Genomic DNA, 20,091 nt, shown 5'->3' on the forward strand with positions numbered 1-20,091 from the left:
TCGCGACTGCGTCGCGAGGGGTTTTTCATTCGGGTGCTGACGTCAGCGCTCCCTCGCCCCGCGAGGATATCTGGATGCTGCTCCGCCTGTTGTCGCCCGCGTCGATCGCCGCACTGTCCGTTCTGCTCGCAGGTCCGGCTGCGGCACAAAAGCGATACGACGCCGGCGCGTCCGACACCGAGATCAAGATCGGCAATATCATGCCCTATAGCGGGCCGGCTTCCGCTTATGGCGTCGCAGGAATTATTGAGGCCGCCTATTTTCGCATGATCAACGATCAGGGCGGCATCAACGGGCGGCAGATCAATTTCATCAGCTATGACGACGCCTACAATCCCGCAAAGGCGGTCGAGCAGGCGCGCAAGCTGGTGGAAAGCGACGAGGTGCTCGTGGTGTTCAATCCTCTGGGAACGCCGTCGAATACCGCGATCCTGAAATACCTGAACATGAAGAAAGTGCCGCAACTGTTCGTCGGCGCCGGCGGCACTTCATTCGGCGATCACAAGGCCTATCCATGGACGATGGCCTGGCAGCCGCCCTATCAGAGCGAAGGGCGCATCTATGCCAAATATATCCTGACCGAGAAGCCGAACGCGAAGATCGCCGTGCTCTATCAGAACGACGATTTTGGCAAGGACGTGCTCAAGGGCTTCAAGGACGGTCTCGGCGACAAGTCGTTGATGATCGTCGCGACCGAAGCCTATGAGGTGACCGAGCCGACCATCGATAGCCGCATTATCAATCTAAAAGCATCGGGTGCCGACGTGTTCGTCAGCGTGACCACGCCGAAACCGGCTGTGCAGGCGATCCGCAAGGTCGCCGCGATGGATTGGAAGCCACTTTACATCCAGGGTTATGCCAGCGCATCGGTCGGTTCCGTGCTGAAGCCAGCGGGCCTCGACATCTCGCAAGGCATCGTGTCCGCGTATTACGCCAAGGACGGGTCGGATCCGCAATGGGACAACGACGAGGGCATGAAGCGTTTTACCGCCTTCCTCGCCAAATATGCACCCGACTACAGCCGCAACGACATCTCGGTGATCTATGGCTACGGCGTGGCACAGGCCATGGTGCAGGTCCTGAGGCAGGCCGGGGACGATCTCACCCGCGTGAATGTGATGAAGCAGGCGGAAAATCTGAAGGACTTCGTGCCAGACATCGTGCTTCCCGGCGTAAAACTCAACACGTCAGCAAACGATCACTACCCCATCGAACAGTTGCAGATGATGCGCTTCAACGGCGAGAAATGGGAACTGTTCGGCCCGGTCATCACAGGCGAGATCGAACGCTGAGATTTGCCGCCACACGGTATTCGCTCTGCCTAAGAAAGAAGCTCCGCGCGATCTCGTCGCGAGGGGCTTTTTGTTGCCGCACAAGCGCGAACGGTGTTCAATCCGATGGGAGCCACAAAGGCCCTGAAAGACAAACAGAATTCGGGAGTTAGAAATGCCGTCGATCCGTTCGCGCGCCATGGTGCTGTCCATCGCCGCGACCCTCAGCGTTGCCGCATCTGGCAACGCGCTCGCCCAGAAGAAATACGACACCGGCGCAACAGATACCGAGATCAAGATTGGCAATATCATGCCGTATAGCGGCCCTGCCTCGTCCTATGGACTGATCGGCAAGACCGAGGCAGCCTACTTCAAGATGGTCAACGACAATGGCGGCGTGAACGGTCGCAAGATCAACTTTATCAGCTATGACGACGCCTATTCGCCGCCGAAGGCTGTCGAGCAGGCACGCAAGCTTGTCGAGTCCGACGAAGCCCTGCTGATCTTCAACTCACTCGGCACGCCGTCGAACACTGCTTTTCAGAAATACATGAACGCCAAGAAGGTGCCGCAGCTGTTCGTCGCTACCGGCGCCAGCAAGTGGAACGATCCGAAGCACTTCCCCTGGACCATGGGCTGGCAGCCGAGCTACGCCGTCGAGGCGCAGATCTATGCCAAGTATCTGATGAAGGAAAAGCCGGACGCCAAGGTCGCGGTGATCTATCAGAACGACGATTTCGGCAAGGACTATCAGAAGGCCTTCAAGGAAGCATTGGGCGCCAAGGCGGCTACGATGCTCGTGACCGAGGAGAGCTATGAAATCTCCGAACCGACCATCGATTCCCATATAGTGAAGATCAAGTCCCTCAATCCTGACGTGGTCGTGCATTTCGTCACGCCGAAATTCGCCGCACAAGGTATCAAGAAAATCGGCGAACTCGGCTGGAAGCCGCTGCAGATCGTCACCAATGTCAGCGTCTCGGTCGGCGCGGTGATGCAACCGGCCGGCTTCGACAATGCGCAGGGCGTGCTCTCGGCCGACTACCGCAAGGACGGTGCCGATCCGCAGTGGAAAGACGATCCAGGCATGAAGAAATGGTCAGCCTTCATCGACAAATACATGCCGGGAGCCGACCGCACCGACAACAGCCTCGTCTTCGGCTACGGCGCTGCGCAAACCATGGTGAAGGTGCTGGAAATGGCCGGCGATAACCTCACCCGTGAGAACGTTATGAAACAGGCAGCAAGCCTGAAGGACTTTGCACCGGACACGCTGCTGCCCGGCATCACCATCACCACCTCGGCCACCGACTATGCCCCGATCTCCCAGCTCCGCATGATGCGCTTCAAGGGCGAGAAGTGGGAACTGTACGGCGACATCATCAATGCCGACGTAACCGCACCAGATTAGTTTCTGGCACGCCTTGCAACATCGAATACGGGGAACCCCTGCGATTTTGTCGCAGGGGCTTTTTCTTGTGACCTTGCATCAAGAGGCATTCAATATGTCGCAGGAGCCGCAGAGCTCCGCAAAGAACCTGGGACGAAACGACCACGGAGACGATGAATGCTCGCACGATCCATGCGGCTGGGTGCCATCCCTGCTGCGCTCGCCTTGATGCTGGCCACGACCGGCGCATTCGCGCAGAAAAAATACGACACCGGCGCCACCGATACCGAGATCAAGATCGGCAACATCATTCCCTATAGCGGCCCCGCCTCCGCCTATGGGCTGATCGGCAAGACCGAGGCTGCCTATTTCAACATGGTCAACGCCAATGGCGGCATCAATGGACGCAAGATCAATTTCATCAGCTATGACGACGCCTACTCGCCACCAAAGGCCGTCGAGCAGGTTCGCAAGCTGGTCGAATCGGACGAGGTGCTCGTCGTCTTCAATCCGCTTGGTACCCCATCCAATACTGCGATTCAAAAATACCTGAACGCCAAGAAGGTGCCGCAACTGTTCGTCGCGACGGGTGCAACGAAGTGGAATGATCCGAAGAACTTTCCCTGGACTATCGGCTGGCAGCCCTCTTATCAAAGCGAAGCGCAGATCTATGCGAAGTATTTGCTTAAGGAAAAGCCGAACGCCAAGATTGGCATCCTCTACCAGAACGATGACTTCGGTAAAGACTATCTGAAGGGCTTCAAGGACGGCCTCGGTGCCAAGGCCGCATCGATGATCATCATTGAGGACAGTTATGAGATCGCGGAACCGACAATCGACACCCATGTGGTGAAGCTGAAAGCGGCCAATCCCGACGTATTGATGATCTTCACCACACCAAAGTTTGCAGCGCAGACCATCAAAAAGACCGCCGAACTCGGCTGGAAGCCTCTGCAGATTCTCGCCAATGTCAGCATCTCGGTCGGCGCGGTGATGCAGCCGGCGGGTTTCGAAAACGCGCAGGGCGTGTTGTCGGCATCCTACAGCAAGGACGGCACTGATCCGCAATGGAAGGATGATCCGGGTATCAAGAAGTGGAGCGCTTTCCTCGACAAATACATGCCGGACGCCAACAGGGCGGACTCCAGCACGATCTACGGCTACGGTGCGGCACAGACCTTGGTGAAGGTGCTGGAAATGTGCGGCGACGACCTCACCCGGGCTAATGTGATGAAGCAGGCTGCGAGCTTGAAAGACTTCGAGGTCGATACGCTGCTGCCCGGTATCAAGATCAACACCTCGCCTACCGATTTTGCGCCGATCTCGCAGCTGCAGATGCAGCGTTTCAAGGGCAACGCCTGGGAGCGCTTTGGCGAGGTGTTCAGCGGGGATGTCGCCGCCACACAGTAAGCCGCCGCAGCAGATACCATCAGCACGAGCCAGATAACGCCTCCGTGACGCCGACACGGAGGCTTTTTCTTGCTGCCCGATTTACTCGGGTGTTGAATGCGACCAGGAACCGCAGAGTTCCGTGCCGGCACACGGCAAGACACGTCATCAGGGAGACCCGAAATGCCCGTCATGTATCCGCGTTTGGCCGCGCGTCCGGCTGCCTTCTCGCTAGCTGTGGCGCTACTTGCTGCCAGCGTTTCCGCTGCGACCGCCCAGAAGAAATACGATACCGGCGCCACCGACACCGAAATCAAGATCGGCAATGTCGAAGCCTATAGCGGCCCCGCCTCGGCCTATGGCGTCATCGGCAAGACCGAGGAGGCCTATTTCAAGATGATCAACGATCAGGGCGGCATCAATGGTCGCAAGATCAATTGGATCAGCTACGACGACGCCTATTCGCCGCCCAAGACAGTCGAACAGACCCGCAAGCTGATCGAGAGCGACGAGGTGCTTCTGGTGTTCAACGCGCTTGGGACGCCGACGCAGACGGCGGTACAGAAGTATCAAAATAGCAAAAAGGTGCCTCAACTCTTCGTCGCCACCGGCGCCAGCAAATGGAACGATCCGAAGAACTTCCCGTGGACCATGGGCTTCCAGCCGAGCTACCGGGCCGAGGCGCGGATCTTTGCCAAATACATCCTGAAGAACAAACCGGACGGCAAGGTCGCCGTGTTCTATGCCAATGACGACTTCGGTAAGGACTATCTTACCGGCCTCAAGGATGTATTCGGCGACAAGGCGTCGAAGATGATCATCATCGAGGAAAGTTACGAGACATCCGAACCCTCCATCGACAACCACATTGTCAAGATGAAGGACGCCGGCGCGGATGTGCTCGTCAACATCTCGACGCCGAAATTCGCGGCGCAGGCAATCAAGAAGAGCGCCGAACTCGGCTGGAAGCCCATGCATCTGATGACCGACGTCAGCATCTCCATCGGCGCTGTCATGAAGCCCGCCGGGCTCGAAGCCTCCGAAGGCGTGTTATCGGCCGGTTATTTGAAGGACGCGTCCGACCCGCAATGGAAAGACGATGCCGGCATGAAGAAGTTCATGGCCTTTGTGGACAAATATATGCCGGGTGCCAATGTCGCCGACAGCAATTTGCCCTACGGCTATGCCGCCGCGCAGACCATGGTGCAGGTACTGAAGCAATGCGGCGACGATCTCACCCGCGAGAACGTCATGAAGCAGGCCGCAAGCCTCAAGGACTTCGCGCCCGATACGTTACTCCCCGGCATCAAAATCAACACGTCGGCCACGGACTTCGCCCCGATCGAACAGTCCAAGATGATGCGCTTCAAGAACGGTCAGTGGGAATTCTTCGGCGATGTCATCGGCGCCGAAATCGGCGGCTGACGCTTCATTCCATTTGACGGAAAACGAAGGGCTTGCGACCGAAATCTCGCGAGCCCTTCTGCGTTTCTGGACGCTTTCCGTTTGAGCCACTGTGCATTCGCGGTATGACCATATCGCAAGCGCGAAGGATCGCGCTGCGCAAGAACAAGATCTCGCCTTGCAAGCAAGGGAAGGAATTTCAATGTCTGCCACGACCGCGCGGCTGGTTACGCTTTCGGCCGCCGCCATGCTGTTCGCCGCCTCCGCCAGTCCGTCGCTGGCGCAGAAAAAATACGACACCGGCGCCAGCGACACCGAAATCAAGCTTGGCAATATCGTGCCGTATAGCGGACCGGCTTCCGCCTATGGCGCCGTCGGCAAGGCGCAGGCCGCGTATTTCAAGATGATCAACGACCAGGGCGGCATCAACGGCCGCAAGATCAATTACATCTCCTACGACGACGCCTATTCGCCGCCGAAGGCCGTCGAGCAAACCCGTAAGCTGGTCGAGTCCGATGAGGTGCTGTTGATCTTCTCGGCGCTCGGCACGCCGTCCAACACCGCGATCCAAAAATATCTCAATGCCAAGAAGGTGCCGCAGCTGTTCCTCGCCACCGGCGCCACCAAGTGGAACGATCCGAAGAACTTCCCGTGGACCATGGGCTACCTGCCGAGCTACCAGAGCGAAGGTCGCATCTATGCGCAGTATCTTCTCAAGGAGAAGCCGGGCGCGAAAGTCGGCGTGCTCTATCAGAACGACGACTTCGGCAAGGACTACCTGAAGGGCCTGAAGGACGGTTTCGGCGACAAGGCCTCAGCGGTCGTGATCGAGGACAGCTATGAGTTGACCGAACCGACGGTCGATTCGCATATCGTGAAGATCAAGGCGGCCAGTCCGGATGTGGTCGTCATCTTCGCGACGCCGAAATTCGCAGCGCAGACCATCAAGAAGATCGCCGAACTCGGCTGGAAGCCGACCATGATCGTCCCCGGCGTCAGCGTCTCGGTGGGCCAGGTGCTGAGGCCAGCCGGCTTCGAGAATGCGCAGGGCCTCATCTCGGCGCACTACGCCAAGGACGCCACCGACCCGCAATGGAAGGACGATCCCGGCATGAAGGCGTATAAGGAATTCCTCGCCAAATACGTGCCAGATGGCAATCCGGCCGATTCCTCGCTGATGACCGGCTACAACATCGCCGAAACCATGGCGGTCCTGCTCAAGCAGTGCGGCGACGACCTCACCCGCGCCAATGTGATGAAACAGGCGGCCAACCTGAAGGACGTCCAGCAGTCGACATTGCTGCCCGGCGTCAAGGTTAATACATCGCCGACCGATTTCGCGCCCATCGACCAGATGCAGATGATGAGGTTCGAGGGAGAGGCCTGGAAGCTATTCGGAGAGGTGATGAAGGGCGAGGTCGGGACGAACTGAGGTTCGTTCTGTCCCTCTCCCGCTTGCGGGAGAGGGAAGCGCTTGCCGCCTCCCTCATTGCCCGGCATAACCCCTGCCATGATCGACAAACGCCCCCTGCTCCGCGCCATTTTCGATGCCGCTGTCGCTGCAGCGCATCCTGACGTCATTCTCGGTTCCCACCTGCCCGCGCCACCGAAAGGCCGCATCATCTGCCTCGCCGCCGGCAAGGGCGCGGCCGCCATGGCCGCCGCGGCGGAGAAACACTATCTCGACGATCTCAAGCTCGACCCGGAGCGCCTGACCGGTATCGCCACCACGCGCCACGGTCATGGCGTGCCGACTCGCCGTATCCGCGTGGTCGAAGCCGGTCACCCCGTCCCCGATGAAGCCGGCCTCAAGGGGGCTGAAGATACGCTGGCCCTGGCCGCCACTGCGACCGTCGACGATCTGCTGCTGGTGCTGATCACCGGCGGCGGCTCGGCGAACTGGATCGCCCCTGTCGCCGGCATCACTTTCCAGCAGAAGCAACAGGTGACGCGTGCGCTGCTGCGCTCCGGAGCGGTGATCGGCGAGATCAACACCGTCCGCAAACACCTGTCGCGCATCAAGGGCGGGCGCCTCGCCCGTGCCGGGCAGAAGGCCGAGATCCTCTCGCTCGCGATCTCCGACGTGCCGCATGACGATCCCGCTGTGATTGCCTCCGGCCCTACCGTACCGGATACGACGACGCTGGCCGACGCTCGCGCGATCATCGCCAAATACAGGCTGGCGGTAGACGACGCCGTGCGCGCCGCTCTGGACAATCCCGACAACGAAAGCGTGAAGCCAAATGACCGGGCCTTCGCCCGCGCGGCCTTCAAGCTGATCGCCCGGCCGAAAGAATCGCTCGATGCCGCGATCAAAGTGGCGCGCGATGCCGGCTATGAAATCATCGATCTCGGCGCCGATCTCGAGGGTGAAGCCCGCGAGGTCGCGGCCGAGCACGCGAGGATGGCGCTGAAGGCAAAGGCCGAAGGCCGAAGGCTCGCAATCCTGTCCGGCGGCGAACTCACCGTCACGGTCACCGGCAATGGCCGTGGCGGCCCCAATCAGGAATACGCGTTGGCCCTGGTGGAGGCCTTCAAGGACACATCAGGCATCGTGGCATTGGCTGGCGATACCGACGGCGCTGACGGCGGTGCCGGCAGCGCAAGCGATCCGGCCGGCGCGCTGCTCGATGCAAGGACGTTCGAGGCCATGCGGGTGCAAAACCTGGATCCGATCGCATCACTGAAGAACAACGATGCCACGACATTTTTCACGGCCACGGGCGATCTGCTGCAGACCGGGCCGACGCTGACGAATGTGAATGATGTTCGGGTGATTTTGGTGGGGTGAATCTCCCCCTCGTTATTCCGAAGACGAATCGACGCCGCTGGCGGCGAGCACCCCGGAACGACGAAATACAGACTAAAACTCGTGCGCGATCTTCGCCATCATCCCGAGCAGCGCTTTGTGCTCTCCGGGCCCCAACAGTTCGATCAGACGCGCTTCATGCCGCGTCGCCACCAGCTTCTTGGCGCGCGCCAGCGTAGCGCGGCCCTTGTCCGTCAGCATCAGCACATGGGAGCGCCGATCGCTCGGCGAGCGCATGCGCGTCAGCAAATCGCGGCTCTCCAGCCCATCAAGCATCGACACAAAATTCGGACGTAGAATACCCAGCGTGTTGGCGATCTCGGTCTGATTGCGGCCGGGGTTCTTGTCCAGCAGCAGCAGCACCGAAAATTGCGCCGGCGAAAGCTGCAGCGGCGCCATGGTGCGGTGGAAATCGTCGAACACCTTCAACTGCGCGCGCTTGATCACATAACCCAGCAACTCGCTGAGTTCCCCCATCTGCAGCGCGGGGCTCTCCTCATCGAAGCCGACCGGCTCGACAACCTTGGCAGATTGCTGAAGGGGGTTTTTCGACGTCGTCATTGCTCGCCTTCCGCGAATCCCGGTGGTTTGATGTCACACCCGGTCGAGTTGCGGCTGGGCTTGAGTTATGCTCAATAATCGTTATCAAATATACTCAATCTGAGAGCGGGTTCAACCGCCATTGTTGATTGTCCTGCCCCTGTGGTATCCGCCGCGGCAGGCAATATGGGGGAGCGTTCTGCCTTGAATACGACGATCTTGCTGTTCCTGCTTCAGGACGGCATCACCAATGGCGCGGTCTATGCGCTGCTGGGACTGGCGCTGGTGCTGGTCTTCGCAGTGACACGCGTGATCCTGATCCCCCAGGGCGAGTTCATCACCTTCGGTGCGCTGACCTATGCCAGCCTCTCGGCCGGACAGATGCCGGGGACCATCAAGCTCGCGGTGGCGATGGGCGTCGTGGCCTTCGCCTTCGACCTGTTCACTTTCCGCAAGGCCCTGCGCGCCACGCGCGTGCTGCGCTCGCTGGCGGTGAACATCGTATTTCCGCTCGCTATCTGGGGCGTGATGCTGGCACTCGCCGGCAAGCCTTCCAACATCGCCGTCAACATCGCGCTGTCGCTGCTGATCGTCGCCGCTATCGGTCTCTATCTCTACCGCATCGCCTATCAGCCGATCGCCCACACCTCGGTGCTCGTGCTGCTGATCGCCTCTGTGGGCTGCCACCTGGCGCTGCAGGGGTTTGGCCTCGTCTTTTTCGGCGCAGAAGGTCAGCGCGGGCCGGCTCTTTCCACCGATGCCATCACCATCGGCACGCTGCGTTTCACCGGTCAGAGCATCGCAGTCTATGCCATCACCGCCGCGCTGATCGTCGGCCTGTGGCTGTTCTTCGGCTACACGCTCTACGGCAAGGCGTTGCGCGCCACTGCGGTGAACCGGCTCGGCGCCCGCCTGTCAGGCATTCGCACCACGCTGTCCGGTCAGCTCGCCTTCCTGCTCGCCTCGATCATCGGCGCCATTTCCGGCATCCTGATCGTACCGATCACCACACTCTATTACGACACCGGCTTCCTGATCGGCCTGAAGGGCTTCGTCGCCGCGATCATCGGAGGTCTCGTCAGCTATCCCCTCACCGCCGCCGCTGCGATCCTGGTCGGGTGCGTCGAGGCGTTTTCCTCATTCTATGCCAGTAATTTCAAGGAGGTCATCGTCTTCACGCTGATCCTCCCTGTGCTGATCCTTCGCTCGCTTGCCGCACCTGCGGTCGAAGAAGAGAAGGATTAAGCGCCATGCAATCGCGTCTCCTTCCCATTCTCGCCTTCGCTGCTCTGATGGCCGCGATCCCGTTCGTACCGGGTGTCCCGCCCTTCTGGATCGTGCTGCTCGACAATATCGGCCTCGCCTCGCTGGTCGCCATGGGCCTCGTGCTGCTCACCGGCGTCGGCGGCCTCACCTCCTTCGGCCAGGCGGCATTCTGCGGCTTCGGCGCTTACACCACGGCCGTCCTCACAACCGCCTATGGCGTGTCGCCCTGGCTCACACTGCCGCTGTCGCTGCTGGTCGCCGGTTTCGCGGCGGTTCTGCTCGGCATCATCACCATGCGCCTGTCGGGCCACTATCTGCCGCTCGGCACCATCGCCTGGGGCATTAGCCTGTACTACCTGTTCAGCAAGCTGGAATTTCTCGGCCGCAATGACGGCATCTCCGGCATCCCGCCGCTATCCATCGGCACCTGGAAGATGCTCGATCCCGACACGATCTATTTCCCGATCTGGATCGCGGTCATCCTTTGCGCGATCCTCTCGATGAACCTGCTCGACTCCCGTACCGGCCGCGCTATCCGCGCGCTGCGTCGTGGCCATGTCGCCGCAGAAGCCTTCGGCGTGCAGACCCCACGCGCCAAGTTGCTGGTTTTCGTCTATGCTGCGGTACTGGCCGGCCTGTCTGGATGGCTCTATGCGCATTTCCAGCGTGCCGCCAACCCAACCCCATTCGGCGTCCACCTCGGCATCGAATATCTGTTCATCGCCGTGGTCGGCGGCGCCGGCTATGTCTGGGGCGGGGTGCTCGGCGCGGCCGTGGTGATCATCCTCAAAGAAGCGTTGCAGAGCTATCTGCCGATCTTGTTCGGCGGAAGCGGACAACTCGAAGCCATCGTCTTCGGCATCCTGCTGGTAGCGTTGCTGCAGCTCGCCCCCACCGGCATGTGGCCATGGGTGATATCGCTGTTGCCCGCGAAGAACAGCCGCCGACGCCCGGCTCCGGCCGAGGCCCTGCCCGGTCGCGCCGAAAGCCCGCCGGCCGATGGCGTGCTGTTGCTGGTGGAGAAGGCACGCAAGCAGTTCGGCGGGGTGGTCGCCGTCAATGACGTGTCGTTCCAGGTGAAGTCCCGCGAGATCGTCGCCCTGATCGGCCCCAACGGCGCCGGCAAGAGCACGACCTTCAATCTCATCACCGGCGTGCTGCCGGCGACGGCGGGCAAGGTCACCGTACGCGGCGAGAGCGTTTCCGGCGCACCTCCTCAGGAAGTGGTGAAACTCGGGGTCGCCCGCACCTTCCAGCATGTGAAGCTGGTGCCCGACATGACGGTGCTGGAAAACGTCGCCCTTGGCGCGCATCTGCGCGGAAGCTCGGGCGCCATCGCCAGCATGCTCCGCCTCGACCGCGCCGATGAAGCAAAGCTCCTGGCGGAAGCCGCCAGGCAGATCGAGCGCGTCGGCCTTGGCGACCAGATGAACCAGCTCGCGGGCTCCCTCTCGCTCGGCCAGCAGCGCATTGTCGAGATCGCGCGCGCACTCTGCGTCGATCCGATGCTGCTGCTGCTCGACGAGCCTGCCGCCGGTCTGCGCCACATGGAGAAGCAACAACTCGCCGCTCTCCTTCGCCAGCTCCGCGAAGGCGGCATGTCCGTGCTCCTGGTCGAGCACGACATGGGCTTCGTGATGAATCTCGCCGACCGCATCGTCGTGCTCGATTTCGGCACCAAGATCGCGGAAGGCACGCCCGCCGAGATCAAAACCAATCCCGACGTGATCAAGGCCTATCTCGGAGCCGTCGCATGAGCGCGCTGCTGACTGTTACCGACGCGCATGTATCCTACGGGAAGGTCGAGGCCGTGCGCGCCGTCAATCTCGAAGTCCGCGATGGCGAGATCGTCACCATCATTGGCGCCAATGGCGCCGGCAAGACGACGCTGCTGAACGCCACTATGGGCATCCTGCCGCTGAAAGGCGGCGTACGGTTTGCCGGCAAGGAGATTTCCAAGCTCGACATCGAGGATCGCGTTGCCGCCGGCCTCAGCCTTGTACCCGAGCATCGCGAACTCTTCGCCACGATGAATGTCGAGGACAACCTTCTTCTCGGCGCCTTCCGCATCGATAAGACCACCGCTGCACGTTCCTTCGAGCGCGTCTACACCCTGTTCCCGCGCCTGAAGGAGCGCCGCAAGCAACTCGCCGGCACACTCTCCGGCGGCGAGCAGCAGATGCTGGCCATGGGCCGTGCGCTGATGGGCGCACCGAAGCTGCTGATGCTGGACGAACCCAGCCTCGGTCTCGCGCCGATCATCGTCGCCGATATTTTCCGCATCGTCGGCGAGCTCAAAGCCGCCGGCGTTGCCGTGCTGCTGGTCGAACAGAATGCGCAGGCCGCATTGAAGATTGCGGACCGTGCCTATGTCATGGAGCTCGGCGAATTCGTGCTCGACGGCAATGCCAGCGAGATCGCCAGCAACCAGCGCGTGGTGGCGAGCTATCTCGGCTTCCAGCATGGCGCGAGCGCGATTTAATACGTGCTCCGCTCTCTCCACTTGCACCAACAGAAAAGCCGGCGACCTCACGATCGCCGGCTTTCGTTTCTCGCATGGTCCCAGCTTACTTCGCCGGAACGTATTTCCCGTCCTTCACCGTCAGCAGGATGCGCGAGCGGTCGTCGACGCCGTTGCGGTCCTTTTCGGTGTAGTTGTAGACGCCCTGGCTCGCCGGGATCTCGCGCTCGGTGAGCAGCGCCTGGCGGATAGCGTCGCGAAATTCCGGCGTGCCGGGCTTCGCGGTCTTCAGCGCCACAGGCACGACGCGCTTCAGCACTTCGAACACGTCGTAGGAGTGGCCGGCGAACTGGCTGCGGCTGTTGGCGCCGTACTTCGCTTCATAAGCGGTGTTGAGTTCGAGACCCGGCTTTTTGGTCAGCGCCGAATCCGGCTGACCTTCCGGGTTCATCACCGGGCCGGCGGCCATCAGCACGCCTTCGGCCGATTTGCCGGCGATCCGGATGAAGTCACTCGAGGCCGCGCCGTGAGTCTGATAGATCAGGCCCTTGTAGCCGCGGTCGCGCAATTCCGACTGCGGCATGCCCGCGCCGGTTCCGGCGGCGCCGATCAGGATCGCATCCGGATTACTGGCGATCAGCTTCAGGGCCTGGCCGGTGATCGAGGTGTCCGGGCGAGCGAAACGCTCGTCGGTGACGATCTTCATGCCCATCGGACCGGTCTGGTTCTTCAGGTCGTTGAACCACAGGTCGCCATAGCTATCGGAATAGCCGATATAACCGATGGTCTTCACGCCATTGGCCTTCATGTGATCGTACATGATCTTGCCGACGATCTCGACCGGCTGCGGCATGTCCACCGACCACTTTTCACGCGCCGGCGTGAACGGCATCGGCGACAGGCTGAAATGCGGCACACCGACTTCGTTGGCGACCGCCGAAATGGCGATGGATGGCGGCACGATGGACGAGCCGATGATGATATCGGCCTTGGATTCCGAGACGAAACGACGGGCATTGGTGGTCGCGGCGGTCGGATCGCCGCCGTCGTCGAGCACAATCAGCTTCAACGGCACGCCGCCGATCTCCTTCGGCACGAAGTCCAGCGCATTGCGCGCGGGCACGCCGAGCGCCGCAGCCGGGCCGGTGGTCGACAGGCTGACGCCGATGGTGATTTCAGGGCTCTGGGCTTCCGCCGGGGAAGCAACCGCCAGCGCGGCGGCAACGGCCGCGATCGCCAGATGAAGCTTGGACATTTTGGGACTTTCTTGGATGGAAGGGAACGCAGCGGCGGCGGCCGATCACCGGCCGACGGCATGCGGATGGCGATTTGCGCGGCGGCGCGCGCACGGCAAAAAGCCGACCTTCGGGTGAAGGCCGGCTTTGGTTAGCCAATATCGCGGAGGATGGAAAGCGGCTTGCGCCGCGCCCTGTCACCCGAAGGTATTACTGTGCGAGGACGTACTTCCCATCCTTGACCGTGAGCAGGATGCGGGAGCGGTCGTCGAGGCCGTAGCGATCCTTCTCCGTGAAGTTGTAGACCCCCTGGCTCGCCGCGATCTCACGCTCGGAGAGCAGCGCCTGACGGACTGCCTCGCGGAATTCCGGCGTCCCCGGCTTCGCAGTCTTCAGCGCCGTCGGGATCACCCGCTTGAGTATCTCGAAGGCGTCATAAGAGTGACCGGCGAACTGGCTGCGGCTGTTGGGGCCATATTTGGTCTCATAGGCCGTGTTGAGCGCCAGGCCCGGCTTCTTGGTCAGCGCCGAGTCCGGCTGGCCTTCCGGATACATCACCGGTCCCGAAGCCATCAGCACGCCTTCCGCAGCCTTGCCGGCGATACGGATGAAGTCCATCGAGGCGGCGCCGTGGGTCTGGTAGATCAGGCCCTTGTAGCCCTTGTCGCGCAGTTCGGTCTGCGGCAGCGCGGCGGCGGTGCCGGAGGCACCGACCAGGATCGCGTCAGGATTGGCGGCGATCAGTTTCAGCACCTGGCCGGTAACCGACGTATCCGGACGGGCAAAACGCTCCTCCGCAACGATATTGATGCCCATCGGCACCGCCTGGGTCTTGAGGTCGTTGAACCACAGGTCGCCATAGCTGTCGGAATAGCCGATATAGCCGATGGTCTTGATGCCCTTCGCCTTCATGTGGTCGTACATCACCTTGCCGACGATCGGCACCGGCTGCGGCATGACCACCGACCACTTGGCGCGTTCCGGCGTGACTGGCAGCGGCGACAGAGCGAAATGCGGGATACCAGCTTCGTTGGCCACATTGGACACCGCGATGCTGGTCGGCGTCACCGCCGAGCCCATGATCACGTCAGCCTTGGACTCGGTCACGAAACGGCGGGCATTGGTGGTGGCAGCGGTCGGGTCGCCGCCATCGTCGAGCACGATCAGCTTCAGCGGCACGCCGCCGATTTCCTTTGGCACGAATTCCAGCGCGTTACGTTCCGGAATACCCAATGCTGCCGCTGGCCCGGTCGTGCTGGTGGTGATCCCGATGGTGACTTCTGCCGTCTGCGCGCATGCAGGTCCGGCGATAGCCAGCGAGGCGGCAACGGCCGCAATCGCCAAGTGATACTTGATCATTGCTCTCTCCCTCTGGGTTATTTTTTTCTCGTGTCAGCTAAATCAAAGTTTGGCCGATCATTCAGCCCCTTCTTTAGGTCAGTGGGCCGGCACCGGTAAAGACCCGGCCCAATGGCGCTTCGCCGCAGCCTTAACGCGGCGCCATCCGCAACGAGGCGTCGAGCCGGACCACCTCGCCGTTCAGATACGGATTGTCGATCATGTGCAGCGCCAAAGACGCGAACTCCTCGGCGTGGCCGAGCCGGCGCGGAAACGGGATCGCGGCGGCGAGACTATCCTGAGCTTCCTGCGGAAGGCCAGCCAACAGCGGCGTCATGAACAGGCCGGGCGCGATGGTCAGCACGCGAATGCCGAACTGGGCCATCTCGCGGGCGATAGGAAGCGTCATGCCGACGATACCGCCCTTGGAGGCAGAATAGGCGGATTGCCCGATCTGTCCGTCATAGGCCGCGACAGACGCGGTGGAAATCACCACGCCGCGCTCGCCATCTTCGAGCGGCTCAAGTTTGGACATCGGGTCGGTCGCCAGCCGGATCATGTTGAATGAGCCGATCAGGTTGACCCGGATCACCTTGTCGAAATCGCCCAGCCCCATCGGGCCATCGCGACCGATCACGCGCTTGGCGACGCCGATGCCTGCGCAGTTCACCAGCACGCGCGCGGGACCATGCGCCTTGGCGGCTGCAGCAATGGCAGCTTCACCGGAAGCAGCATCCGAGACATCGCAGGAGATGGCAACGCCGCCGATCTCCCGGGCGACGGTTTCAGCGAGTTTGGTGTTGAGATCAAGCAATGCGACCTTGGCGCCCTGTGCCGCGAGTTTTCGCGCGGTGGCGGCGCCGAGGCCGGACGCACCACCGGTGACGATGGCGGCCTGGTTCTTGAGCTGCATGGTGTCCTCCCTTTTTCGATTTCTAGGTCGCCACTCCGGGGCACATGACGGCGGCATGTGAACCCGGAGCTCCGAAGTGTTCAGCCTCTCGGGACCCCGGAGGCGCTGCCCGCGCCCCGGAATGACAGTGAGTGGTCAGATCGCAATCACCTTTGCGGCCTCCGGCCTCGTGTAAATATCGTCGATCAACGTCGCCCGATGCTCCAGCACCGCGCGCTGGTTCAGCGACCCCTTGTCCGTCACCTCTCCTTTATCGATGGACAGCGGGGTATCCAGCAGCACGGCCTTGGCGATGCGGGTCGACGATCCGGTGGCCCCGGACACAAAATCGGCGAGCCGCTTGCGAAAGGCATCGCGGACCATAGGATCATGCGCTGCCGCGACAAGGTCGCCGGGCGGCAGATCGGGATTGATGACTCGGCAGCCGTCGAGATCGAGGATCACCAGCGCTGCGAGTTCATCGCGATTGATGCCGGCGACAACGACATCCCGCACCAGCGGCGCGCAGGTGCCGACAAAGCGCGCGCGGAGCGGGCCGACGCTGACCCAGGTGCCGCTGGCCAGCTTGAAATCCTCGGAAATGCGGCCATCGAAATCGAAGCCCGCCGAAAAATCTGCGGGATCGACGGCCTTCAGCGCATCTCCGAAAATATAATACCCTTCCTCGTCGAACGCTTTCGCCGTGAGATCGGGCTGGCGCCAGTACCCGGGCGTGACGTTCGGGCCTTTGGCGCGCACTTCCATCTTGCCATTGTTCGGCACCAGCTTGGCGTCATTGCCCGATACGGGAAGGCCGACATGGCCGGACCGGCTGGTGAGCGGCGTCACGCACATGAAAAACGGCGATGTCTCGGTGGCACCCAGGCCGGTGAGCATCGGCACCCGCTTGCCCGTGGCCTGCACGGAGAGTTCGTCGAGACTGTTCCAGACGTAGCTGGAAAGCGCCGCTCCCGAGAAGAACATCGCATGCAGGCGCGAGAAAAACTTTTCACGCAGCTGCGCATCTTCGCGCAGGTAAGGCAACAGCGACTCGTAGCCTTTGGGGACGTTGAAATAGACCGTCGGCGAGATTTCACGGAGATTCCGGATCGTCTCGGCGATGCCGGCCGGCGTCGGCTTGCCCTCATCGAGATACATCGAACCGCCATTGAACAGCGTCAGCCCGATATTGTGATTGCCGCCGAAGGTGTGATTCCATGGCAGCCAGTCGATGATGACCGGCGGCTCATCCTTCAGGAACGCCAGCGTATCGCGCAGCATGATCTGGTTCGCGCACATCATGCGCTGGGTGTTGATCACCGCTTTCGGATTGCCGGTTGAGCCCGACGTGAGCAGAAATTTCGCAATCGTATCGGGGCCGATCGCCTGATTGGCCGCATCGAGACCGGCCGCTTCCGGCGTCGCAAGCAACCCCGACAACGTCGTTACGCGGCGATCTGCGAGCGTTCCTCTGGAGACGACGACCTCGACATCGGCGGGCACATTGAGACGGATTGCGTCGGCGAAGGCCTCGCCGTCGTCGACGAAGACAAGACCGGGCGTCAACAGCTTCATCAGATAGTTGAGCTTGCCGTAATCTTTCGACACCAGCGAATAGGCCGGTGACACCGGCGCAAAGGGAATGCCCGCATAGAGCGCACCGAAGGTTATCAACGCATGATCGACGGAATTACCCGACAGAATGACGATCGGCCGTTCGGGCGACAGGTTGCGGGCCAGCAAAGCTGACGCGATACGACGTGCCGCATCGAGCATCTGCGCATAGGTGACCTCGCGCCAGCCGTCATCACCGCGACGCTCGGCCATGAAAACGCGATCCGGCGTCTCCTTCGCCCAATGATGCAGATAATCGGTGACCCGTACGGGATAATCGCCGATGGCATTGACCGGGCGCAGATAGATGGTGCCGTCGTCACGGCGCTCCACGCTGATCGCGGGATCGCTGTAGGAAATCGGCCGCAGCGGATGCTTGGTCGCGCCTCCTGCCCGGTCGCTCGTCTTTGCCGCTGCAGACATGGTTGTCCCGTCCTCTGTATCTTTCCGTCCCATGTTTTTGTTCTTGTCGTCTTGCTGTCGCGACGGTCAGCCGGATTTCACCTTGCCGGCCTTTTTCTCCAGAAAATCCCGGATGCGGTTCTTCGCCTCCTGGTCGCTCTGCGCCACCGAGGCCATCAGCGATTCCAGCATCAGGCCGGTCTGCGGGCTCGCCTCTGCGATCAGCGGCAGCGCCTGCAGCACCGCGAAATTCGTCAGCGGCGCATTCTGCGCAACGCGTTCGGCGAGTTCGATCGCCTTGGCGAGCGCGCCATCCGCCTCGGTGAGATATTGCGCGAAGCCGAGCGTCACACCCTCTTCCGCCTTGTAGACGCGGCCGGTGAGCATCATGTCCGCCATCCGGTGCACGCCGATCAGGCGCGGCAACCGCATCGAGGCGCCGCCGCCGACGAAGATGCCGCGGCTGCCCTCGGGCAGCGCGTAATAGACGCTGGTATCGGCGACGCGGATATGCGCCGAGCAGGCAAGTTCGAGCCCGCCGCCGATCACCGCGCCTTGGAGCGCGGCCATGACGGGGACACGGGCGTGCTGGACCAGATCGAACACCCGATGCCACATGCGTGAATGGTACAGCCCGGCGGTGGCGTCGCGCTCCTGCAATTCGGACAGATCAAGGCCAGCGGAAAAGTGTTCGCCGACGCCATGGATGACAACTGCGCCGATATCGTCCGGCAGCGCCAAAAACGTTTGCTCGATCTCCAGGATGATCGCGTCATTGAGCGCATTGCGCTTGGTCGGGCGATTGAGGCCCACAAGCAGCACCCGGCCACGGGTTTCGATCTGGAGCAAGGAAGCAGCTTGGGTCATCGGCACCGAATAAGTCTCTGGAAGAATAATTATATATTATAACGGATTGGGCGCGAGTCAATCCGCCATCTTCTTGCACGGGTCTCCCACTGTCATTGCGAGGAGCGCAGCGACGAAGCAATCCAGTCCTTCTTGGCGCCATCTGGATTGCTTTGCCCAAACAAATTGGCGCTGCCAATTCGTTTGGGCTCGCAATGACGCTACCGGATCGCCACCGGATTGATCATGCTCTGCACGCCGCCTTTGAAACGCGGCTGGCCGAGCACGAACATGAACTCATAGCCTTTGTCTTTGGCGAGCTCGGCCGTGTCCATGTTTTCCAAGATATAGGTCCCGTTCATCGCCAGCAGGATCTGATGCACCTCGAACACGGTGTTCTTCTCGAACGGCACCACCTCGACGCCCCAGGTATCGGCGCCGACAGCCACCACCCCCTTGCTGGTCAGGTATTTCGCACCCTCGACACCGAGGCCGGGCTCGCCGCCATTGTAGCGCTTGTCATCCTTGCCGAGCAGACCGAGCCAGCCGGTGTGGAACAGCACCACGTCGCCTTCCCTGATCTCGACGCCCTGCGCTTTCGCGGCTTCCTCGATCTCCTTGGTGTTGAACGCGGTGCCTTCCTTCACCACGTCGGTCTTGTAGTAAGCCGCCATATCGAGCAGCACGCCGCGCGCCACGAGCGGCGGCACCTTGTCGATGCCGAGCTTCTTCAAGCCGCTAACATCGCCGAAATCGGCGATCTTGTTGCCGTTATAATAGACGTGGTCCACACCAAGGTGGCCAAGCCCATCCATCTGGCTGCCGACCCCCACCCAGCCGGTGATCATGTCGTCGTTATAAGTCGCCTGATTGGGCCCGATGCCATGATTGCCGGCCTGCCCCGGCTGCACGATCGTGACCTTCACCGAGCGCGGCGGATAAGCGGGCGTATCCGCACCGACGGGAATGCCGAGTGCGTAGGTCTTGCCGGTTTTCACCAGTTGTGCGGCCGCCTTCACGCGTTCGGGGGTGATATAATTGGCGGCGCCAATCTCGTCATTCGGGCCCCATTTCGATTTCGTCCAATCCTGCGCCAGTGCAGGCACAGCCATGACAAGCGATACGGCACATCCAAGCAAAGCTGCTCTTAACATTCGTCGCCTCCCTGTGTTCGCCGGCTTTTGCCGGTCGATCGGGAGTAAACTACAGCAATTAGGGTGAAAGTAAGTATCTT

16 protein-coding genes are annotated in these 20,091 nt (G+C 61.4%); 9 read left to right on the plus strand and 7 right to left on the minus strand.

The features are described 5' to 3' along the window. Nucleotides 1–74: 74 nt before the first annotated feature. The 6 genes from E0H22_RS20790 (at nt 75) to E0H22_RS20815 (ending at nt 8,245) form a co-directional block, all read left to right on the plus strand. The gene (locus E0H22_RS20790) at nt 75–1,292 is read left to right on the plus strand and encodes an ABC transporter substrate-binding protein (RefSeq protein ID WP_233022874.1); all 1,218 of its coding nucleotides are present in this window, start codon (nt 75–77) and stop codon (nt 1,290–1,292) included. A gap of 154 nt (nt 1,293–1,446) precedes the next feature. Then, on the plus strand, nt 1,447–2,682 hold the full coding sequence (locus E0H22_RS20795) for an ABC transporter substrate-binding protein (protein ID WP_233022875.1): 1,236 nt from the start codon (nt 1,447–1,449) through the stop codon (nt 2,680–2,682). A 156-nt stretch (nt 2,683–2,838) separates the two neighbouring features. Further along, complete coding sequence (locus E0H22_RS20800) at nt 2,839–4,071, plus strand: ABC transporter substrate-binding protein (protein WP_233022876.1); 1,233 nt, start codon at nt 2,839–2,841, stop codon at nt 4,069–4,071. Between the two features lie 162 nt (nt 4,072–4,233). Next, a complete protein-coding gene (locus tag E0H22_RS20805) occupies nt 4,234–5,475 on the plus strand; it encodes an ABC transporter substrate-binding protein (protein WP_233022877.1) in 1,242 nt (413 codons plus the stop codon). 181 nt (nt 5,476–5,656) lie between these two features. Continuing rightward, nucleotides 5,657–6,886, plus strand: coding sequence for an ABC transporter substrate-binding protein (locus E0H22_RS20810; protein WP_233022878.1), 1,230 nt, complete (start codon nt 5,657–5,659; stop codon nt 6,884–6,886). Between the two features lie 78 nt (nt 6,887–6,964). Then, the gene (locus tag E0H22_RS20815) at nt 6,965–8,245 is read left to right on the plus strand and encodes a glycerate kinase type-2 family protein (protein ID WP_233022879.1); all 1,281 of its coding nucleotides are present in this window, start codon (nt 6,965–6,967) and stop codon (nt 8,243–8,245) included. 72 nt (nt 8,246–8,317) lie between these two features. Here the strand turns inward: E0H22_RS20815 and E0H22_RS20820 are convergent, their stop codons facing one another. Then, nucleotides 8,318–8,824 carry a MarR family winged helix-turn-helix transcriptional regulator gene (locus E0H22_RS20820; RefSeq protein ID WP_233022880.1) on the minus strand — a complete coding sequence of 169 codons (507 nt, stop codon included), beginning with the start codon at nt 8,822–8,824 and terminating at the stop codon, nt 8,318–8,320. A 183-nt stretch (nt 8,825–9,007) separates the two neighbouring features. Here E0H22_RS20820 and E0H22_RS20825 point away from each other — a divergent pair, with 183 nt between their 5' ends. The 3 genes from E0H22_RS20825 to E0H22_RS20835 are packed head-to-tail and all read left to right on the plus strand — an operon-like array spanning nt 9,008 to nt 12,551. Beyond that, complete coding sequence (locus tag E0H22_RS20825; protein ID WP_233022881.1) at nt 9,008–10,048, plus strand: branched-chain amino acid ABC transporter permease; 1,041 nt, start codon at nt 9,008–9,010, stop codon at nt 10,046–10,048. Nucleotides 10,049–10,053: 5 nt separating this feature from the next. Further along, nucleotides 10,054–11,826, plus strand: a complete 1,773-nt coding sequence (locus E0H22_RS20830) for a branched-chain amino acid ABC transporter ATP-binding protein/permease (protein WP_233022882.1) — start codon at nt 10,054–10,056, stop codon at nt 11,824–11,826. Next, complete coding sequence (locus tag E0H22_RS20835; RefSeq protein ID WP_233022883.1) at nt 11,823–12,551, plus strand: ABC transporter ATP-binding protein; 729 nt, start codon at nt 11,823–11,825, stop codon at nt 12,549–12,551. Before E0H22_RS20830 ends, E0H22_RS20835 begins: the two co-directional genes overlap by 4 nt. 85 nt (nt 12,552–12,636) lie before the next feature. Here E0H22_RS20835 and E0H22_RS20840 read toward each other — a convergent pair whose 3' ends face one another. The 6 genes from E0H22_RS20840 to E0H22_RS20865 form a co-directional block, all read right to left on the minus strand. Beyond that, nucleotides 12,637–13,785, minus strand: a complete 1,149-nt coding sequence (locus E0H22_RS20840; RefSeq protein WP_233022884.1) for an ABC transporter substrate-binding protein — start codon at nt 13,783–13,785, stop codon at nt 12,637–12,639. Between the two features lie 190 nt (nt 13,786–13,975). Then, nucleotides 13,976–15,124, minus strand: a complete 1,149-nt coding sequence (locus E0H22_RS20845) for an ABC transporter substrate-binding protein (RefSeq protein ID WP_233022885.1) — start codon at nt 15,122–15,124, stop codon at nt 13,976–13,978. A 130-nt stretch (nt 15,125–15,254) separates the two neighbouring features. Continuing rightward, nucleotides 15,255–16,016, minus strand: a complete 762-nt coding sequence (locus tag E0H22_RS20850) for an SDR family NAD(P)-dependent oxidoreductase (RefSeq protein ID WP_233022886.1) — start codon at nt 16,014–16,016, stop codon at nt 15,255–15,257. A 135-nt stretch (nt 16,017–16,151) separates the two neighbouring features. Then, nucleotides 16,152–18,032: a feruloyl-CoA synthase gene (locus E0H22_RS20855; protein WP_233022887.1), complete on the minus strand. Its 1,881-nt coding sequence runs from the start codon at nt 18,030–18,032 to the stop codon at nt 16,152–16,154. A 66-nt stretch (nt 18,033–18,098) separates the two neighbouring features. Then, nucleotides 18,099–18,878: a crotonase/enoyl-CoA hydratase family protein gene (locus E0H22_RS20860; protein WP_233022888.1), complete on the minus strand. Its 780-nt coding sequence runs from the start codon at nt 18,876–18,878 to the stop codon at nt 18,099–18,101. 200 nt (nt 18,879–19,078) lie between these two features. Continuing rightward, nucleotides 19,079–20,011, minus strand: a complete 933-nt coding sequence (locus E0H22_RS20865) for a cyclase family protein (RefSeq protein WP_347340805.1) — start codon at nt 20,009–20,011, stop codon at nt 19,079–19,081. Nucleotides 20,012–20,091: the final 80 nt, after the last annotated feature.

This window comes from Rhodopseudomonas boonkerdii (genome assembly GCF_021184025.1).
Classification (GTDB): Bacteria; Pseudomonadota; Alphaproteobacteria; order Rhizobiales; family Xanthobacteraceae; genus Tardiphaga; species Tardiphaga boonkerdii.